General features: G+C 75.4%; 14 protein-coding genes. 12 read left to right on the forward strand and 2 right to left on the reverse strand.

The window, feature by feature from the left end; genetic code table 11:
- Positions 1-66 precede the first annotated feature (66 nt).
- The 3 genes from ACFYNX_RS12685 to ACFYNX_RS12695 are packed head-to-tail and all read left to right on the forward strand — an operon-like array spanning position 67 to position 3,727.
- Positions 67-1,029, forward strand: a complete 963-nt coding sequence (locus ACFYNX_RS12685) for an ATP-binding cassette domain-containing protein (RefSeq protein ID WP_388660775.1) — start codon at positions 67-69, stop codon at positions 1,027-1,029.
- On the forward strand, positions 1,026-1,781 hold the full coding sequence (locus ACFYNX_RS12690; protein WP_125663821.1) for an ABC transporter permease: 756 nt from the start codon (positions 1,026-1,028) through the stop codon (positions 1,779-1,781). The genes ACFYNX_RS12685 and ACFYNX_RS12690 overlap by 4 nt, the downstream gene beginning before the upstream one ends.
- Positions 1,778-3,727, forward strand: a complete 1,950-nt coding sequence (locus tag ACFYNX_RS12695; RefSeq protein ID WP_388660778.1) for a TOMM precursor leader peptide-binding protein — start codon at positions 1,778-1,780, stop codon at positions 3,725-3,727. Before ACFYNX_RS12690 ends, ACFYNX_RS12695 begins: the two co-directional genes overlap by 4 nt.
- Before the next feature lie 46 nt (positions 3,728-3,773).
- On the opposite strand, the gene ACFYNX_RS12700 is transcribed toward ACFYNX_RS12695, so the two are convergent.
- Positions 3,774-4,886: a hypothetical protein gene (locus ACFYNX_RS12700; protein ID WP_388660781.1), complete on the reverse strand. Its 1,113-nt coding sequence runs from the start codon at positions 4,884-4,886 to the stop codon at positions 3,774-3,776.
- Positions 4,887-5,083: 197 nt separating this feature from the next.
- Here ACFYNX_RS12700 and ACFYNX_RS12705 point away from each other — a divergent pair, with 197 nt between their 5' ends.
- The 5 genes from ACFYNX_RS12705 (at position 5,084) to crcB (ACFYNX_RS12725) (ending at position 9,060) form a co-directional block, all read left to right on the forward strand.
- Entirely contained in the window at positions 5,084-5,500 is a 417-nt protein-coding gene (locus tag ACFYNX_RS12705; RefSeq protein WP_388660784.1) for a CBS domain-containing protein, read from the forward strand.
- Between the two features lie 177 nt (positions 5,501-5,677).
- Positions 5,678-6,424, forward strand: a complete 747-nt coding sequence (locus ACFYNX_RS12710) for an SDR family oxidoreductase (RefSeq protein WP_388660786.1) — start codon at positions 5,678-5,680, stop codon at positions 6,422-6,424.
- A 308-nt stretch (positions 6,425-6,732) separates the two neighbouring features.
- Positions 6,733-7,884, forward strand: a complete 1,152-nt coding sequence (locus ACFYNX_RS12715; RefSeq protein ID WP_388660789.1) for a S1 family peptidase — start codon at positions 6,733-6,735, stop codon at positions 7,882-7,884.
- A 236-nt stretch (positions 7,885-8,120) separates the two neighbouring features.
- Entirely contained in the window at positions 8,121-8,618 is a 498-nt protein-coding gene (gene crcB, locus ACFYNX_RS12720; protein WP_388660792.1) for a fluoride efflux transporter CrcB, read from the forward strand.
- A gap of 64 nt (positions 8,619-8,682) precedes the next feature.
- Positions 8,683-9,060, forward strand: coding sequence for a fluoride efflux transporter CrcB (crcB, locus tag ACFYNX_RS12725; RefSeq protein ID WP_365543418.1), 378 nt, complete (start codon positions 8,683-8,685; stop codon positions 9,058-9,060).
- Positions 9,061-9,120: 60 nt separating this feature from the next.
- Here the strand turns inward: crcB (ACFYNX_RS12725) and ACFYNX_RS12730 are convergent, their stop codons facing one another.
- Complete coding sequence (locus tag ACFYNX_RS12730) at positions 9,121-10,245, reverse strand: chitinase (RefSeq protein WP_388660795.1); 1,125 nt, start codon at positions 10,243-10,245, stop codon at positions 9,121-9,123.
- 348 nt (positions 10,246-10,593) lie between these two features.
- Here ACFYNX_RS12730 and ACFYNX_RS12735 point away from each other — a divergent pair, with 348 nt between their 5' ends.
- The 4 genes from ACFYNX_RS12735 (at position 10,594) to ACFYNX_RS12750 (ending at position 18,647) form a co-directional block, all read left to right on the forward strand.
- Positions 10,594-12,828, forward strand: coding sequence for an alpha-N-acetylglucosaminidase (locus ACFYNX_RS12735; protein WP_388660798.1), 2,235 nt, complete (start codon positions 10,594-10,596; stop codon positions 12,826-12,828).
- A 104-nt stretch (positions 12,829-12,932) separates the two neighbouring features.
- The gene (locus tag ACFYNX_RS12740; RefSeq protein ID WP_388660801.1) at positions 12,933-15,050 is read left to right on the forward strand and encodes a DUF4139 domain-containing protein; all 2,118 of its coding nucleotides are present in this window, start codon (positions 12,933-12,935) and stop codon (positions 15,048-15,050) included.
- 8 nt (positions 15,051-15,058) lie between these two features.
- Positions 15,059-16,621: a mucoidy inhibitor MuiA family protein gene (locus tag ACFYNX_RS12745; protein ID WP_388660804.1), complete on the forward strand. Its 1,563-nt coding sequence runs from the start codon at positions 15,059-15,061 to the stop codon at positions 16,619-16,621.
- 214 nt (positions 16,622-16,835) lie between these two features.
- Positions 16,836-18,647 (forward strand): SpoIIE family protein phosphatase, encoded by a 1,812-nt coding sequence (locus tag ACFYNX_RS12750; protein WP_388660807.1) that lies wholly within the window; start codon positions 16,836-16,838, stop codon positions 18,645-18,647.
- Positions 18,648-18,650 lie beyond the last annotated feature (3 nt).

Genomic DNA, 18,650 nt, shown 5'->3' on the forward strand with positions numbered 1-18,650 from the left:
CCCGCCCCCGTCCGCCCCACGCCCTCCCCCGCGGAAGACCACGCGATCCACGAATGAGGTATTCGGATGAGCTCCTCCCCCACCACCGGCCCCGCCGGGGCTCCCCCGGCCGTCGAGGTCACCGGCGTGACCAAGAGCTACGGCGGCCGGAAGGCCGTCGACGGGGTGTCCCTGGACATCCGGCGCGGTGAGTTCTTCGGGCTGCTCGGGCCCAACGGGGCGGGCAAGTCCACCCTGGTGGAGATCATGGAAGGGCTGCGCAGGGCCGACTCCGGCACGGTCTCGGTGTTCGGCGAGCCGCCCTGGCCGCGCAACACCGCCCTGCTGCCGCGCATGGGCGTGCAGACCCAGTCCTCGGCGTTCTTCGTGCGGCAGACCGTCCACGAGCACCTGCGGACCGTCGCCGCGCTGTTCGGGGCGGACCGGGCGGCCGTCGACGCCACCCTGGAGTCCGTGGGGCTCGGCGGGCGGCACGGCGTCCGGGTGGACGACCTCTCCGGCGGGCAGCGGCAGCGGCTCGCCATCGCCTCGGCGCTGGTCCACGGCCCCGAGCTGATCTTCCTGGACGAGCCGACGGCCGCGCTCGACCCGGAGGGCCGGCGGGATCTGTGGGAGGTGCTGCGGGGCCTCAAGGCGGCGGGCCGGACCATCGTGTACACCACGCACCACCTGGACGAGGCGGAGGCGCTCTGCGACCGCGTCGGCATCCTGGTGGCCGGCCGGCTCGTCGTCACCGACGCGCCGCAGCACCTGATCGGCACCTTCGGCGCGAGCAGCCGACTGCTCGTCCCGCTCGGCAGGATCGACGAGGAGCGGGCCCGGGCCCTGCCCGGCGTGGACGGGGTCGCCGTGCAGGGCGGGCACCTCGTCCTGGAGACGCGTTCCACCGGCAAGGTGCTCTCCGCCCTCGACGCCGTGACGGGTCTCGACGGCGTGCAGACCCGTACGCCCAGCCTCGAGGACGTCTACCTCGAACTCACCGCCCGGCGGGACCCCCTCGCCCCGAACACCCAGGAGCAGCAGGCATGAGCGCCTACTCCGCGCTGACCGCGGCGGGCTACCGCGCGCAGGTCAGGGACAAGACGACGGTCTTCTTCACGTTCGCCTTCCCGCTCCTCTTCCTCGTCGTCTTCGGGCTCGTCTTCCGGGGGAAGGCCGTCGAGGAGAGCGGCTTCTCGTACCTGTCGTACACCGCTTCCGGGGTGCTGTCCTGGGGCGTCGCGAACGCCGCCGTGTTCGGCATCGCGTTCACGCTGATGCAGTGGCGCGCGGACGACATCCTGCGGATGATCCGGATGTCGCCCGCGCCGCTGTCCTCCGTCATCGGCTCCCGGTACGTCCTCGCGCTCGGCGTGGGGCTCGTGCAGTCGGTGCTGTTCGTGGGGGTGGCGATGCTCCCGGGGTTCGGGCTGGTGCCCGCCTCGCGGTGGCCGCTGCTCGTCCCGGTCCTGGTCCTGGGCATCACGACCTTCCTGCTGCTCGGGGTGATCATCGGCAGCATCGCCGACACGCCGGAGTCGGTCGCCGGCATCGCCAACTTCCTGATCCTGCCGATGGCGTTCCTCTCCGGTTCCTTCTTCCCGCTGGACTCCATGCCGGAGTGGTTGCGGCACGTCTCCCGGGTCCTGCCGCTGCGCTACCTCAACGACGCAGTGTCGGCCGCCCTGACGGGCCGCGGCGGCCTCTCCGACATCGGGGTGGGGTGTGCGGGGCTCGTGGTGTTCGGCGTGCTCTTCGGGGCGGTCGCGGCGCGCTTCTTCCGCTGGACGAAGAGCTCATGACCACCGCCGTGCTCCCGCATCCGCTGGCGGAGGCCCGCGACGCCCTCCAGGCCGTCCTGGACGGCCGGTTCGGCGCCGGCGCGCCCCGGGTCGTGCCGGTCGGGGCCGTCGGCGCCGGGGGCGGCCGGGCCCCGGACCCGTGGGCCGCCGACCGGCCGTCGGCCCTGGTCCACCTGAGCGCGTCGGCGGTCCTGCTCGGGCCCTGGGGAGGCGACGGGAGCGCGCCCGCCTGCGGCCACTGCCTGGCCCTGCGGTGGCAGCGGCTGCGCAGCCGGAGCGAGCGGGACGCCCTGGAGACCGGCGGTCCGGACGGGCCCCGTCCGGCCGCCGCCTGGCCGCCGCTCACCGGGCACGTCCACGACGCGGTGGCCGCGCTGTGCGAGGCGCTGCTGCGCGGGCCGCGCCCGGTGCCGCCCGCCGCGCACCCGGCGGACCGCGCGCTGCCGCAGGTGACCCGGGTGGACCTGGCGACGCTGCTCGTCAGGACGCACCCGCTCCTCGCGGACCCGCTCTGCCCGGACTGCGGGCCGGGAGGGCGGGATCCGGCGGAGAACGGCGGCGCCCCGCCGCTCGCCCTCGTCCCGCGCCCCAAACCGGACCCGGACGGCTACCGGCTGCGGTCGGCCTTCTCGTACCCGCTCCCCGTCGACGCCCTGGCCAATCCGGTCTGCGGCGCGCTCGGGGCCGGGACCTGGACGGACGTCACCTCGTCCACGACCGCCCCGGTGGCCGGGAGCGTGTTCGTCCGGGGGTACGCGGGACTGCACGACGTGACCTGGAGCGGGCAGGAGAACTCCTTCGCCACCAGCCGCCGGCTGGCGTTCCTGGAGGGCCTCGAACGGTACGCGGGCACCCGCCGGCGCACCGGACGGGCGCCGGTCGTCGCCCCGTACGAGGCGCTGGGGGACGAGGCGGTCGACCCGGCGGCGTGCGGTCTGTACGCCCCGGAGACGTACCGGGACGACCCCATGGTCAGGCCCTTCGACCCGGCCCGGCCCATTCCCTGGGAGCGGGGCTGGTCGCTGCGGGACGGGCGTCCGGTCCTGGTGCCGTCGCGGCTGGTCTACTACAGCATCCCGGCGGCCGACGACGACTTCGTCTTCGAGTGCTCCAACGGCTGTGCCATCGGCGGCTGTCTGGAGGAGGCGGTCCTGGGCGGTCTGCTCGAACTCGTCGAGCGGGACTCCTTCCTGAACGGCTGGTACGGGGCGGCCCGGCTGCCCCGGATCGACCTGGCGACGGTCGGCGGGCCCACGGTCGCCGCCATGGTGGAGCGGGCCGCGCTCCAGGGCTACGACGTGCACGCCTTCGACAACCGGATCGACCTCGCGGTCCCCGCCGTCACGGTGGTCGGGGTCCGCCGGGACGGCGGCCCGGGCACGCTGTCGTTCGCGGCGGCCGCCTCGCTGGACCCCGGGTCGGCCGTCGAGGGCGCCCTGTCGGAGGTGCTGAGCTACATTCCGCACCTGGCCCGCCAGACGGCCGAGCGCCGGGCCGAACTGGAGGCGATGGCCGACGACTTCTCCCTCGTACGCCACCTCAAGGACCATCCGCAGCTCTACGGGCTGCCCCGGATGGCCGCGTACGCGCGCGCGTACCTGGAGCCTTCGGAGGCGCGTCCGTTCGGCGAGGTGTACGGGGAGTGGGAGGGCGGCGGCCGGCCCCGCACCGGGGACCTGCGGGACGACGCGGGCGCGGTCGTGGACGAACTGGTCCGGGCGGGCCACGACGTCGTGGTGGTCGACCAGACCACGCCCGAGCAGGAACGGGCGGGGCTGCGGACGGTCGCCACGGTGGTGCCGGGGCTGCTGCCGATCGACTTCGGCTGGAACCGGCAGCGGGCCCTGCTGATGCCACGGCTGCGCACGGCCCTCCACCGGGGCGGGCACCGCTCCCGCGCGCTCACGGAGGCGGAGCTCCTGCGGGCGCCGCATCCCTTTCCGTGACCCGGACCGGCACTCCGGCCCCCGGTGTGGTTCCGCCGGACAGGCGCTAGCGACCTATCCCGTGGGAATCGACCGTCGGGGTGGCGGGGGCGCGGGACAGTCTCACCGCCGTGCCCCGGGCGGTCTCGAAGGCCGCCACCGGGTCCCCGTCCTCGCGCCAGGGTTCGGCGCCGCACCACGGGCCGATGAGGCGGAACTGCTTCAGGGCGGGCCCGTACATCCTCGACTTGAGCATGTGGTGCGCGAGGAGGTGGCGCAGGACGGGCAGGCGTTCGTCGTCGGGGTCGACCTCGTCGAAGGAGGCCGCGATCCGCTTCAGGCGGTTCTTCGCCGCGTGAGTGGCGGGGAGCGGGGAGGCGGCGGGGCGGTCGGTCAGTTCGTTCAGGGCGTGCAGGTACACACCGGCGAGCGGGCTGCCCTGCGGAGCCTCGCGGACCGCCTCCCGGGCGAAGCGCATCATCAGCCGGTCGCTGCCGAACCACTTGGCGCACCAGTACTGGAGGGCCTGCCAGTGCCCCTCGTAGTGGTGGGGCGCCCGGGCGGCGAGGCCGTCCCAGAGCGGCCGGAACTCGGCGCGGCCGTACTGTGCGCCCCGGGCGGCGGCGACCATGACGACCCAGGGGCCCGGGTTCGCGGGGTCGAGCAGGGCGGCCCGTCGCGCCTCCTCGATCGCGGCCGGGAGCAGGGCGCGGAACTGGTTCATCCGGTCCGTCGGGACCTCGTGGGCGAATCCGCCGCCCCGGATCTCCCAGGCCCGGTGGACCATGATCCGGGCGTGGAGGGTCGCCGCGTCGCAGTTGCCCGGCTCGGCCGCGCGCCACGCGTCCAGCCAGGCGTCGTCCTCGCGGGCGACCTCCTGGAGGAGTTCGGTCCGGGACCAGCGCTCGTCCCAGTCGTCGCCCGCCGCCGTGACGTAGGCCTCGGCGGCCCGCCAGTTCCCCTGCCAGGCCGCGTCGGCCACGGCCTGCCTCTCCTGTCGCCGGTACGGCGGCGAGGGCGGGCCGGGGCGGCTCGGGTCGAGCCGTGCGCGGGGCACGAGCCCGTAGTCGGAGGCCCTGAAGTGCTCGCCGACCCAGCGGTCGGCCCGTCCGGGGGCGATGAAGAGGCGGTAGAGCACGCAGAGGAACACGCCGAGCACGACGGCGAGGAAGATCGTCACGGCCGGGAATCATCTCCCACCCGGTCACTCTCCACAAGAGACGGGCCAACGATACGGCGAGGTCAGAGGCGGGGAGCGGAGGAATCGGCCGCCGGCCGTCCGCGTGTTTTCCCTCGGAGCCGCAGGGCAGGCGCGTTCGTATCAGTACTCCTGCCGACTCGTTGCACGCCCCCACGGAACGGATGCGGGTGATCCCCATGACCACGGCACGCGAGATGATGACGCCGGACGCGACCTGCGTGAAGGCGAGCGAGACCGTGCGCGACGCCGCGCGGAAGATGGCCGAGCTCGGAGTGGGCGCCCTGCCGATCTGCGGCGCCGACGAGAAGCTCAAGGGCATGCTGACGGACCGCGACATCGTCCTGAAGGTGGTGGCCAAGGGCATCGACCCGGCGGAGTGCCGGGTGGGCGACCTCGCCCAGGACGAGATCGTCTACGTCCGGGCGGACGCCGAGGCCGACGAGGTGCTCGACGTCATGAGCGAGCACCGGGTCCGGCGCGTGCCCGTCATCGACAGCCACGTCCTCGTCGGCGTCATCGCCCAGGCCGACGTGGCCCGCGCCCTGCCGGACCGCAAGGTCGGCGACCTGGTCGGAGCCGTCTCCGCCGACTGACCGGACGGCCTCACGGACCCGAACGGTCCGGCGGTCCCGTGGGACGGGGCCGCCGGGCCGCTCTCCGCCGGGACACCGCCGGTACGTCGGGGCGCCGGGAGGCGCTTCTCGCCGTAGCCTCCTTCGACGTGCGCTCCGCCATGGAGCGCGCATCATGCCGCGGAGGGAAGAAGCACGATGACCACGATCCTGGTGACCGGGGGTACGGGAACGCTCGGCCGGCTCGTCGTCGAGCGCCTGCGCGCGGACGGCGCCGAGGTGCGGGTGCTGAGCCGCCACTCCCGGCCGTACGCGGTGGACCTGCGCGAGGGCACGGGCCTGGACGCGGCCGTCGAGGGCGTGGACACGGTGGTGCACTGCGCGAGCACGCCGCGCGGGGGCGACGACCGGGCGGCGGGCCATCTGATCGGGGCGGCGCACCGGGCCGGCGTGCGGCACCTGGTGTACGTCTCGATCGTCGGCGTCGACCGCGTGCCGCTCGGCTACTACCGGACCAAGCTCGCCGTCGAGGAGATGATCGAGGGCTCCGGGCTCGGATGGACCGTGCTGCGGGCCACGCAGTTCCACGACCTGGTGGTGGAGGTGCTGCGCAACGCGGCCCGGCTGCCGGTCATGCCGCTGCCCGCCGGCGTCGCGGACCAGCCGATCGAGGTGGCGGAGGTCGCCGCCCGCCTCGCCGAACTCGCCGCCGGGGAGCCCGCGGGCCGGGTCCCGGACATGGGCGGTCCCGAGGTGCTCCCGTTCAGGGAGCTGGCCCGGACGTATCTGCGCGCGATCGGCCAGCACCGCCGCCTCCTGGACGTCCCCCTGGCCGGAAAGGCCTACCAGGGGTTCCGTGCGGGCGGGCACCTGACGCCGGAGCGGGCCGTCGGCACGGTGACGTTCGAGGAGTTCCTCGCGAAGCGCCTTCCTCCGCGCGCCTGACGCACGTCCGACACACGCCTCGACCGGCCCCTGACCACCGGGTTCCGGCCGTACGGCTCCGAGGGACACGCCTCTGAGGGATACGGCTCCGAGAGACACGGCTCCAAGGGGCACGGCTCCGAGGGAACGGGCCGCCGGACGACCGGCGGCCCGTTCGGCCGTCCGGGGGCGGGCCCTGCGGACGCCACGGACCGATTCCCCCTCGGCGCGTTTTTGGTATGGACCTGCCAAGCCGATGCCGCTAGCGTAACGGCCGGCGCTCTCTGAGAGCGCTCTCAAGCGTTCGATCCCCCACACCAGGAGGCTTCGTGAAACGCACCACCCCCCTGGGCGCCGCCGTCGCGGCCCTGTTGCTGACGCTCGGCCTCGGCGCCGCCCACGCCGGAGCCGCGAACGCCGCCCCGCTCCCCGAACCGCCCGCCGCGCCCTCCGCCTCGGCCGGGCTGCTCGACGCCCTGCGGCAGGACCTCGGCCTGACTCCGGCGCAGGCCGAGGAGCGGCTGCGCGCCGAGAAGGCCGCGACCGCGGTCGAGAGGACCGCCCGGAAGACGGCCGGGGGCGCGTACGGAGGCTCGTGGTTCGACCCCTCGTCGGGACGGCTCGTCGTCGCCCTCACCGACCGCGCCGGGGAGGCCGGGGTGCGGGCGCTCGGCGCCGACACCCGGGTGGTCCGCCACAGCGCCGCCGCCCTCGACCGGGCCAAGGCCCGCCTCGACGCGCTCGCCGCGCCGAAGGGCGTGGCCGGCTGGCACGTCGACCCGAAGGCGAACAGCGTCGTCGTCACGGTCGTACGGGCCGAGCGGGACGCCCCCGCCGTGCGCGCCTTCGTCGAGGAGGCGCGGGCCGAGGGGCCCGTCACCGTCGCCGAGGCGGCCACCGCGCCCCGTACGTACGCGGCGGGGACCGTCGGCGGCGACCCGTACTACACCGGCAACGTGCGCTGTTCGATCGGCTTCTCGGTGCACGGCGGGTTCGTGACCGCCGGTCACTGCGGTCAGGCCGGGGCGGCGGTGCGCGGCTGGGACGGCTCCGCCATGGGCACCTTCCAGGGCTCCTCGTTCCCCGGCAACGACTACGCGTACGTGAGCATCCACAGCGGCTGGTGGACCGTGCCGGTCGTCCTCGGCTGGGGCGTCACGTCCGACCGGCTGGTGCGCGGCTCCGCCGAGGCGCCCGTCGGCGCGTCGATCTGCCGCTCGGGCTCCACCACGAAGTGGCACTGCGGGACCGTCCTCGCCAAGAACGAGACGGTCAACTACAGCCAGGGCGCCGTCCAGCAGATGACGAAGACCAGCGTCTGCGCGGAGGGCGGCGACTCCGGCGGCGCGTTCATCAGCGGCGACCAGGCCCAGGGCGTCACCTCCGGCGGCTGGGGCAACTGCTCCTCCGGCGGCGAGACGTGGTTCCAGCCCGTCAACGAGATCCTCGGCCGCTACGGCCTCACCCTGCACACCGCCTGACGGGAGCCGGTGCGCGGCCGCTCCCGGCGGCCGCGCGCCGGCGCTCCCGCGCGCCCCGGTCCGGGCGGCGCCCCGGTACCGCCCGTTATCCTGGAGCCGCGACCGTCCCCGGGCCGTCGCGCGGCGGTGGGGCCCGCCGTACCCGAACCGCGGCACGCGCTGTCGCCGACGGTCCCTACTCGTGACCCGTCACCGCCCGCATCCGCGCGAGCGGGAGACCACGCGTAGGGAGAGGCATGCGTTCCGAAGAACCCCCGCGACCGGCCGAGCCGATCGACCCCGACGTCGGTCCCGCGGACGTCCGCCGGCGCCGGAAGCCCTGGCGTTCGCCGCACGGCACCCCCGCGGCGGTCGCCGTCGTCGCGGTGGGCGGCTCGCTCGGGGCGCTGGCCCGCTTCGGGGCGTCGCTGCTGTGGCCCACGCCCGCGGGGGCCTTCCCCTGGACGACGCTGACGGTGAACGCCGTCGGCTGTCTGGTGATCGGGGTCTTCCTCGTCGCCGTCACCGAGGTCTTCACGGCCCATCCCCTCCTGCGCCCGTTCTTCGGGACCGGTTTCCTGGGCGGGTTCACCACCTTCTCGACGTACTGCGCGGACATCGAACGCCTCGTCGACGCGGGCCGCGCCGCCACCGCGCTCGCCTACCTCGCGGCGACCGTCGTCGCCGCGCTGGCGGCGGTGGCCCTCGGCGCGTCCGGCACGCGCCGCCTCCTGTCGCACCGGAGCGCGTCATGACCTTCCGTACGCACCCGGCGGTCCGCCCGGCCGTCCTCGTCGACGGCGACCGGGAGGACCGGCGGTGAACGACTTCCTCCTGGTGGCCGCCGGCGGCGCCGTCGGCGCTCCCCTGCGCTATCTGACCGACCGCGCCGTCCGGGCCCGCCACGACACCGTCTTCCCGTGGGGCACCTTCACCGTGAACGTCGTGGGCTCCCTGATCCTGGGTCTGCTCACGGGCGCCGCGCTGTCCGGTGCGGCCGGGGACGCCGTGCGGCTGCTGCTCGGAACCGGGCTGTGCGGCGCGCTGACGACGTACTCGACGTTCTCCTACGAGACGCTGCGGCTCGCCGAGTCCGGCGCGCGGTTCTTCGCCGTGGCGAACGTCGTCGCCTCCGTGGTGGCCGGGCTCGGTGCCGTCTTCGTCGGTCTCGCCCTCGCCCGGGTCCTCTTCCCCTGAGCCGGCCGCCGGGGCCGGTGCGGGAGGAGGGCCCGGGACGAGGCTCCGACGAAGCGGGACCTAGCGGCCCTGGAGCGCCTTGACGTTGTCGCCGAAGGTCCAGCCCTTCGAGCCGTCCCAGTTCGCCGACCAGGTCATCAGGCCCTTGAGGGCGCCGTTGTAGCGGTTCCACGCCTGGGCCACGGCCGACGGGGCCATGTGGCCGCCGCCCGCGCCGGGCTGGGCGGGCAGGCCGGGGACCTGCTTGTCGTACGGGACCTTGATCGTGGTGCCCTGGATCACCAGGCCCTTGTTCAGGCAGTCGGTCTGCGCGACGAACCCGGCGACGGTGCCGGCCGAGTAGGAGTCGCCCGAGCAGCCGTACATGCTGCCGTTGTAGTACTGCATGTTGAGCCACCACAGGCGCCCGTTGTCGGCGTACTTCTTGATGACCGGCAGGTAGGCGCCCCAGATCGAGCCGTAGACCACGCTGCCGCCGGTGACGTACGCGGTCTCCGGCGCCATCGTCAGGCCGAAGCCGGCGGGCATGCGGGCGAGGACGCCGTCGATGATGCGGATCAGGTTGGCCTGGGAGGTGGAGAGGGTGCCGATGGAGCCGCTGCCGACCAGGCCGGTCTCGATGTCGATGTCGATGCCGTCGAAGTTGTACTTCTTCAGGAGGGGGACGATGGTGTCGACGAACCGGTCGGCGACGGCGGTGGAGTTCAGGTCGATGCCCGCCGTGGCGCCGCCGATCGACATCAGGATCGTGGCCCCGGCCGCCTTGGCGCGACACATCTCGGCGGGGGTGGCGACGCGGACGGTGCTGTCCATGCCGTCCTCCCACAGCACCGTCCCGTCCGAACGGATCACGGGGAAGGCGGCGTTGATGACGTTGTAGCCGTGGGCGGCGAAGCGCGGGTCGTCGATGGGGGCCCAGCCGAAGGGCGGGTGGACGCCGTTGGCCGCGCCGTCCCAGTTCTCCCAGTACCCCTGGAGGACCTTTCCGGCGGGCTTCGGCTTGAGGGCGCAGGTGTCGGCGGACTCTCCGGTTCCGGAGGCGGGGACGGAGGCCGGGGCGGGGGCGGACACGGCGGTCCGCACGGGCTTCGCGCCGTCGGCGGCGGCGGGCGCGGCGAGGGCGGCGGCCGTGAGCAGGGCGGTGAGGCCCGCTCCGAGGACGCGGGTGATCCGGGGGGCTGGCATGCGTGCTCCTGGGGACGTGGGGGGATGGGTCCTGGGCATGGCGCGCGCTCCAGCAGACCGTAGGTTGGTCCAGACCATTCGTCAACCGTCCGCGCGAGGAAGGGAGTTGTCCGCCGTCGCCGTCCCGGAAGGAGGCCGGGGCCTCCGCCCCGGAGGGAGGAACCGGTCGTCGCGGCACCACCGTCGGCACCCGGCCGCGTACACCCGCAAGGATGAGACGCCCCGGGTCCCCGTCCCGTCTGCGCCCTCCGGGAGGGGGGGTGTAGGAGAGTGGGCGGACGATCCGCCGGGCTCCTTCGAGGCCGGCGATCCGCCGGACTCCTCCGAGCAGGGAACCGAGGGAACCAGATGGGCCGTCGCCCGATGCTCCGCTGCCGTCACGTCCTCGTCCTCGTGGTGCTCGTCGTCGCGACGGCGGTCGCGCCCGGCGCGCTCTCCCCCCGGGGCGGGGCCGCCTCCGCCTCCGCCGCCGCGCCCGCCTTCGACACCGCGCCCGCGCGGGCGAGCCTGGAGCGCCTGCTGTCCTCGCGGGCCCAGCAGTTCTCCCTGGTCCCCGTCGAGAGGACGGAGTCCGGCGACTGGTTCGCGGTCTCCGGCGGGGCGGGCCGGATCCAGGTCCGGGGCACCTCGCCGGCCACGCTGCTCGCCGGAGCGGGCTGGTACCTGGAGCGGGTCGCCGGGGTCGACATCGGCTGGCCGGGCGACAGCCTCGGCCGACTGCCCGCCGTCCTGCCCGCGGTCCCCGGGACCCTCACCCGGTCGGCGAACGTCCCCCACCGCTACGCCCTGAACGACACCGACGAGGGCTACTCGGGCGCCTACCGGGACTTCGAGGCGCACCGCCGCGACATCGACCTGATGGCGCTGCACGGCGTGAACGAGGTCTTCGTGCCGACGGGGGCCGAGTACCCGTACTACCGGGCGCTCCAGGAGTTCGGCTACGACGCCGCCGAGCTGCGGAGCTGGATCCCCGCCCCCGCCCACCAGGCCTGGTGGCTGCTGCAGAACATGTCGGGCTTCGGCGGCCCGGTCTCCGAACAGTTGATCGAGGCCCGCGCCGCGCTCGGCGGCCGGATCGCGCGGCACCTGCGCTCGCTCGGGATGACCCCCGTCCTGCCGGGCTACTTCGGCACCGTGCCGCCGGGGTTCGCCGCGCGGAACCCCGGGGCGGCCACCGTCCCGCAGGGCAAGTGGGTCGGGTTCGACCGGCCCGACTGGCTGGATCCGACGGGGCCGGTCTTCGACCGCCTCGCCGCCGCCTACTACCGGGCCCAGCGGGAGCGGTTCGGCGACAGCGACCTGTTCAAGATGGACCTGCTGCACGAGGGCGGCACCCCGGGCACGGTCGACGTCGCCGCGGCCGCCGGGGCCGTCCAGCGGGCCCTGGACACCGCGCGCCCCGGCGCCACCTGGGTCATGCTCGGCTGGCAGGAGAACCCGACCGCCACACTCCTGAGCGGGGTGGACCGCGACCGGGTCCTGATCGTCGACGGCCTCTCCGACCGCTACGACGGCCTCGACCGCGAGACCGAGTGGGGCGGCACGCCCTACGCCTTCGGTTCGATCTCCGACTTCGGCGGCCACACCAGCATCGGCGCCAACACCGGCGTGTGGGGCGAGCGCTTCCACGCGTGGCTGACCAGGCCGGACTCCGCGCTGCGCGGCATCGCCTACCTGCCGGAGGCCACCGGCGGGGACCCCGCCGGGTTCGACCTGTTCACCGAACTCGCCTGGGAGCCGGGCCCCGTCGACCAGCGGGCCTGGTTCGCCGGCTACGCCGCCCGCCGCTACGGCGGGGCCGACCCGCACGCGGCCGCCGCCTGGGAGGAACTGCGCCTGGGACCGTACGGCATGGCGTCGGGGACGTGGAGCGAGCCGCAGGACGGCCTCTTCACCGCGCGGCCGAGCCTCACGGCGACCAGGACCGCGCGCTGGAGCCCGGCCTTCTCCCGGTACGACGCCGCCACGGTGGAACGGGCGCTGGCCGAGCTGCTGCGGGTCGCGCCCGCGCTGCGGACCACCGACGCGTACCGCCACGACCTCGTGGACGTGGCACGCCAGGCGCTCACCAACCGCGGCCGGGTGCTGCTGCCCCGGATCAGGGGCGCGTACGAGGCGAAGGACCTGGAGCGGTTCCGGACGCTGGTGCGCGAGTGGAACGCCGCCACGGAGCTGCTCGGGCGGCTCGTCGGCTCCGACCGGCGGTTCCTGCTCGGACCGTGGCTGGAGGACGCGCGCGCCTGGGGCGCCGACCCGGCCGAACGCGACCGCCTGGAGTACGACGCCCGCTCGATCCTGACCACCTGGGGCGGCCGGGGGCAGAGCGAGGCGGGGCTGCACGACTACGCCAACCGCGAGTGGGACGGGCTCGTCCGGGACCTCTACGCGCCGCGCTGGGCCGCGTACTTCGCGGGCCTCGACACCGCCCTGGCCACCGGCACCGCGCCGGCCGCCGTCGACTGGTTCGCGCGGGACGACGCCTGGGCCCGTGAGCACCGCCGCTACCCGACCGCGCCGGCCGGCGACCCCTACGCGCTCGCGGAGGAGGTGCGGGAGGTCCTGGCGGCGGCGTCCACCGCCTGAGGGACGCCTTCCGGCAGGGATCCGAAGACGCCTCCCGGCACCGGAACGCAGCCCGTCCGCGTAGGCTTCGACCGGTACGACGGACGGGGCAGGGGGCGAGGCGCATGTCGGAGGAGACGGGCCGGAGGTGGGGGTCGACCCTCGATTCGGTCGTGGTGTACGCGCAGGGCGCGGTCTGCCGCCGCCTGGCCCGGGGCACGGTGCCCCGGGACGGCCGGGTGCGGGTCGCGGGACTGCCCCGCACCCTGGATCCGGGCTCGCTGCGGGCCCGCGTCCTGGGCGCCTCCGGCGTCCGGGTCACCGAGGCCCGGGTGGAGGTCGCGTCCGCGCCGCTCGACGACGGGGCTCCCGACGCGCTGCGGCGCGAGGTCGAACGGCTGCGCGACGCGTACGCGGCGGCCGAGGGGCGCCGGGACCGGCAGCGGACCCTGATCGCGGAGGTCGAGGGGCTGCATCCGGTCCCCCCGGCCCGCAAGCGCGAGGACCCGCACCGCCGCACCGCCGTCGACGCCTGGCTGGCGCTCGCCGACTTCGTCGACGAGCGGCTGGCCCGGCTGCACGCGCGCCTGGTCGAGTGCGAGGAGGAGCTGCTCCGCGTCGAGCACGAACTCTCCGTCGCCGCCGACCGACTGGAGCGGGCCTCCACCGACGCCCCTTCCCGGCACGTCGAGACCACCGTCTGCGCCGTCCTGACCCTCGTCGGCGCGGCCGACGGGGAGGCTCGGGATCCGGCGGAAGCGGAGCTGGAGCTGGAGTACGGCGTGCCGGGCGCCGTCTGGGTGCCGGCCTACCGCCTCTCCCACCGCCGGGGCGACGACGGGGGGCGACTGGTGCTGCGCGCCTCGGTCGCCCAGCGGACCGGCGAGGACTGGACCGGGGTGCGCCTCGCCCTGGCCACCGCCGACCTGCGGCGCCGCACCGATCTGCCCCGACTGCGTTCCGTACGGATCGGGCGGCGGCAGGCGGCCCCCGCGCCGTCCGGCTGGCGCGAGCCCCCGGCGGGGCTCTCGGACCTCTTCGCCGGGTACGAGGCGGCCGGGCCCCGGCCCGTCCCGGCCTCCGGCTCCGGCGGCGCCACGGCGGGCTCCGCGGCCGTGCCGGTCGCGGCCGCTCCGGTCCCGTCGCCGCCCCCGGCTCCGGCGGCCCCCGCCTTCGCCGGGCCGCCGCCCCTCACCGGGGCTCCCCCGCCGCCCGGCGCCGTGTACGGCTTCGCTCCCGAGGGCCCGGGCGGGGCGCCGGGATCCGCGTCGCAGGGCTACGGCGGGGCACCGGCACCGCAGGCCTTCGGCGGTGCGCCGAAGGCAGCGCCGCGGTCCGCCCGGCGGGCCATGGCGCCCGCTGCTCCCGGCTCGGCCGCCCCGGCCGCGTCGGCCCCTCCCCCGCCGTCCGGTCCGCCGCGGCCGGGCGGTGACGAACTGGACTACGCCTCCCTCGTCCTGGCCGGCCCCGAGGACCGGGGGCCGCGCCGGGGGCGCCTGTTCCCCGACTCCTCCTTCGACGCCGTGGCGGGCGAGTACCGCCGCCGCGCCGAGGGGGTGGCCGCGCTGCCGCTGCCCCGGTACGCCGTGCGCCCCCGCGAGTCGGCGGGGTCGTTCGACCACCGCTTCGACGCCGCCGCCCGCGCCGACGTCCCCTCGGACGGCACCTGGCACACCGTCACCGTCGGCGAGATCCCGGTCGGCCTGCGCACCGAGTACCTCTGCGTGCCGTCCGTGGAGGAGACCGTGTACACGACGCTCGCGGTCTCCAACGCCACCGGACAGGCCCTCCTCGCCGGCCCGGTGGAGGTCACCGTCGACGACGAGTTCCTGCTGACGGCCGCGCTCCCCACGCTCGCCCCCGGCGGCGTCAGGAGGCTGGGGCTGGGCCCGGCCGAGGCGATCCGTGTGACCCGCCGCACGCACCTGCGGGAGTCGACCGCGGGCCTGCGCAACAACGTCACCGTCCTCGACCACCAGATCCGGGTGGAGCTGGCGAACCGCCTCGCGGCGCCCGCCGTCGTGGAGGTCCGCGAGCGGGTTCCGGTCACCTCCGAGGCCGACGTGCGGATCGAGGAGCGGGACGGCTGGGCGGTGCCCGAGGACGGCCCCGAGGAGCACGCGCCGGGCACCCGCGTCCGGCGGGTCGAGCTGCCCGCCGGAGGCACCGCCGTCCTCGAGGGCGGCTACGAGATCCGCATCCCGGCCGGCAAGGCCCTGGTCGACGGCAACCGCAGGAGCTGACCCCCACCATGACCACGGAACCCCGACCGATCGCCCTTCCCGTCACCGCCGTCACCTGTCTGGAGGACCGCGCCCACGTCGAGCGGACCGCCGACCTCGACCTGACGGCCGGCGTCCAGCGGCTGCACCTCGGCCCCGTGAGCGCGCTGGCCGTCGACCGCACCCTCCACGCCGAGCTGGCCTCCGACCGCCCCGCGACCGTGCTCGGCGCGCGGATCGTCCGCACCTGGACGCCGCGCGGCCCGGTCCCCTCCCCCGGGGACGACTCCGCCCTCCGCCTGCGCACGCACGCCCTCGAAGGGGAACGGCGCACCGCGGAGCAGGAGCGCGACCGGCTGCGCACCCGGCTCGACCTGCTGGGCCGGCTCGCCGCCGACCTGCTGCGGGAGATCCGCGAGGGCGTCGGCTCCGGGGAGAGCGAGGAGGAGCGCTGGGCCCGGGAGCTGGACCGCGTGGACGCCGAGCGCGACGCGTACGCCGAACGGCTCCGTACCGTCGAGGCCCGGCTGACCGACCTCGAAGCCGAGTACGACGCGACCCTGCGGGCCCTGGCCGAGGCCGGGCAGGAGCCGCCCGAGCTCGTCGCCCACGTGGAGCTGACCGTGGAGGCCGAGCGGGCCGGTCCCGCCCGGCTGCGGCTCGGCCACCTCACCCCGTGCGCGCTGTGGCGGCCCGCCTACCGGGCCGTGCTCGACGGCGGTTCCCTGACCCTGGAGACCGAGGCCGTGGTCTGGCAGCGCACCGGCGAGGACTGGTCGGACGTCCGGCTGACGCTGTCCACGGCCCGCTCGGCCCTGGCCACCGAGCCGCCGGGCCTGGTCGAGGACCGGCTGGTCCTCAGGGACCGCTCGGCCGCCGAGCGCCGCACGGTCGACGTCGAGGTGCGCGAGGAGCTGATCGGGGACCTCGGACCGGCGCCGGTGCTCGGCCTGCCGGGGGTCGACGACGGCGGCGAGGCGCGCGTCCTGAACGCCCCCGCGCCGGTCTCCGTTCCGGGGGACGGCCGCGCGCACCGGGTGCCGCTCTCCGTCTTCACGACGGACGCGGGCGACGAGTACGCCTGCTCCCCCGAACTGTCCCCGCTGGTCACGCAGGTGGTGCGGTTCGACAACCGGTCCGGGCACGCGCTGCTCGCGGGACCGGTGGACCTGGTGCGCGGCGGCGGCTTCGTCGGGCGCGGCACGCTGGACTTCACCGCTCCCGACGCCCCCGTGGAGCTCGCCTACGGCAGCCGCGACGACATCCGGGTCGTCCGGTACGCCGAGGAGGCGCACGACACCACCGGGCTCGCCCAGCGGAGCGTGACCACCCACACGGTCCGGCTGCACCTGTCCCGGTTCTCCGCCCCCGGCGAGGACGGCGAGCGGGTGGTGGCCCTGCGGGAGCGGATCCCCGTCTCCGAGGTCTCGGCGGTGGAGGTGCGCCTGCGCAAGGAGTCCTGCTCCCCCGCGCCGGACCCGGTCGACGCGGAGGGCATCGTCCGCTGGGACGTCTCCCTGCCCCCGGGCGGCCGCCGGACGGTCACCCTGGTGTACGAGGTGTCGGCGGCCGCCAAGGTCGTGGGGATCTAGAGGCTGTCCGGCGGGTCAGGGGCGCGGCTCCGGCCGTGATCCGCCGGACGGGCCGCGTGCTCCGGCTTCGCGTCGCGGACGGTCGTCCCCGGGTGACTCCTCGTGGCCGTGGACGTACTTGCGCGGGTTGCTTCCGCATGCCTGATGCACTGCGGCCTCTTCCGGTGCAGACTGTGCAACAGATGGCGTCACATCCTGTACGGAGGCCGAAAGAGTGAACGGCGGGAGCGACAGGCGGCGCCTGACCGGCCGCGCCTCGGCCGGGAGCAATCCGTCGGCCCACCACTCGGCCGGCGCGGGCGCGAGGTTCCGCAGGAGCAGGGGCCTGCTGCCGCCCGACCGGTTCACCACCCGCAGCCAACTGGCCTGGCTGAATTCGGCCACCTCCAGGATCGGGACGACCCTGGATCTGGAGCGCACCGCACAGGAGCTGGCCGAGTTCACCGTGCCCCGGTTCGCCGACGGGGCCGCCGTGGACATCCTGGAGAGCGTCCTGCGCGGCGAGGAGGGGGCCCGGTGGACCGGGGCGGGCTTCCCCCCGCTGCGGGCCACGGCGCTGTGCGCCATCGAGGAGCTCTCCTCCCTGGAGCCGACCCCGGTGGGCGAGACCTACGTCCAGTCCGAGGAGCGGCACGAGACGCTGCTGCACCGGTACTGCCTCCGGCAGGGCAAGCCGGTCCTGCTGAGCCGGATGCGGGGCGACGACTTCGCCCGGGTCGCGCCGACGGCGAGCGCGGCGGCGCAGATGCGGGCCGCCCGGGTGCACAGCTATCTGGCCGTGCCGCTGATCGCCCGCGGGCTGCTGCTCGGGAGCGCCGACTTCGTGCGCGGCCCCGGGACGCCGCCGTTCTCCTCCATGGACCTGGCGCTCGCGGAACAGCTCGCCTCGAAGGCCGCCGTCTTCATCGACAACGCCCGGCTGTACGGGCGCGAGCGCGAGCACGTGGTCTCGTTGCAGCGCAGTCTGCTGCCGCGCGCGACCCCGGTGACGCCGGGACTGCGGCTGCACTCGGAGTACGCGCCCTCGACGGCCGGCCACGGGGTCGGCGGGGACTGGTACGACGTGATGGCGCTGCCCGGCGGGCGGACCGCCCTGGTGGTGGGGGACGTGATGGGGCACGGGCTGCCCGCCGCCGCCACGATGGGGCGGCTGCGGGCGGTCGCCCGCACGCTGATGACCCTGGACATGGCCCCCGAACGGGTCCTGGCGCGGCTCGACCTGGCCACCCGTGACCTGGAGGACGAGCAGGTCGCCACGTGTCTGTGCGCGGTCTACGACCCGGCGGACTCCAGCTACACGCTGGCCAGCGCCGGGCACCTGCCGCCACTGCTCCTCGACGGGCGGGGCGCGGCCGACTTCGTGGACGTGCCGGTCGGCGCGCCCCTGGGCGCGGGCGTGATCCCGTACGACCCGATCCGGCTGAAGGTGCCCGACGGCGGTCGTCTGGTGATGTACACGGACGGGCTCATCAAGACCCGGACCGAGGACCTGGACGAGCAGTTGGCCCTGCTGCGGTCGGCCGCGCTCGGGCTCACCCCCGGGGCCCTGGAGGCGGGCGGCCTGGTGGAGCGCGCTCCGGCCGGGGCCGAGCGGTTCGACGAGGCGGTGCTCCTGGTCGCGACGGACTCCCCGTCCCCGCGCGGCGACCTGCGGGTGTGGGAGCTGCCGAAGGACGGGCGGGCGGCCTCCGCCGCGCGGAACCTGGTCACCGGTCAGCTCGCCGCGTGGGGCCTCGACGAACTCGCTGACGTCTGCGAGCTGGTGGTCTCCGAGCTCGTGGGCAACGCGCTGCGGTACGGCAACGGGCCGGGCGAACTGCGCCTCTGGCACGGCGAGCGGCTGGTCGTGGAGGTCTCGGACACGGGCCCCGACCTGCCGCAGATCCAGCACGCGGACCTCAGCGACGAGGGCGGGCGGGGGCTCCAGCTCATCAACATGCTCTGCCGCCGCTGGGGTTCCTGCCGCACCGTCACCGGCAAGGTGGTCTGGGCGGAGCAGAACGTGCCGGTCGCCCAGGAGTCGTAGCGG

This window comes from Streptomyces sp. NPDC007872, assembly GCF_042868165.1.
Lineage (GTDB): Bacteria > Actinomycetota > Actinomycetes > Streptomycetales > Streptomycetaceae > Streptomyces.

Coding starts and splice junctions, on each gene's coding strand:
- ACFYNX_RS12685 (WP_388660775.1), top strand. CDS start 67: ATGAGCTCCTCCCCCACCACCGGCCCCGCCGGGGCTCCCCCGGCCGTC.
- ACFYNX_RS12705 (WP_388660784.1), top strand. CDS start 5,084: ATGACCACGGCACGCGAGATGATGACGCCGGACGCGACCTGCGTGAAG.
- ACFYNX_RS12730 (WP_388660795.1), bottom strand. CDS start 10,245: ATGCCAGCCCCCCGGATCACCCGCGTCCTCGGAGCGGGCCTCACCGCC.
- ACFYNX_RS12695 (WP_388660778.1), top strand. CDS start 1,778: ATGACCACCGCCGTGCTCCCGCATCCGCTGGCGGAGGCCCGCGACGCC.
- ACFYNX_RS12710 (WP_388660786.1), top strand. CDS start 5,678: ATGACCACGATCCTGGTGACCGGGGGTACGGGAACGCTCGGCCGGCTC.
- ACFYNX_RS12690 (WP_125663821.1), top strand. CDS start 1,026: ATGAGCGCCTACTCCGCGCTGACCGCGGCGGGCTACCGCGCGCAGGTC.
- ACFYNX_RS12735 (WP_388660798.1), top strand. CDS start 10,594: ATGGGCCGTCGCCCGATGCTCCGCTGCCGTCACGTCCTCGTCCTCGTG.
- ACFYNX_RS12745 (WP_388660804.1), top strand. CDS start 15,059: ATGACCACGGAACCCCGACCGATCGCCCTTCCCGTCACCGCCGTCACC.
- crcB (WP_388660792.1), top strand. CDS start 8,121: ATGCGTTCCGAAGAACCCCCGCGACCGGCCGAGCCGATCGACCCCGAC.
- ACFYNX_RS12740 (WP_388660801.1), top strand. CDS start 12,933: ATGTCGGAGGAGACGGGCCGGAGGTGGGGGTCGACCCTCGATTCGGTC.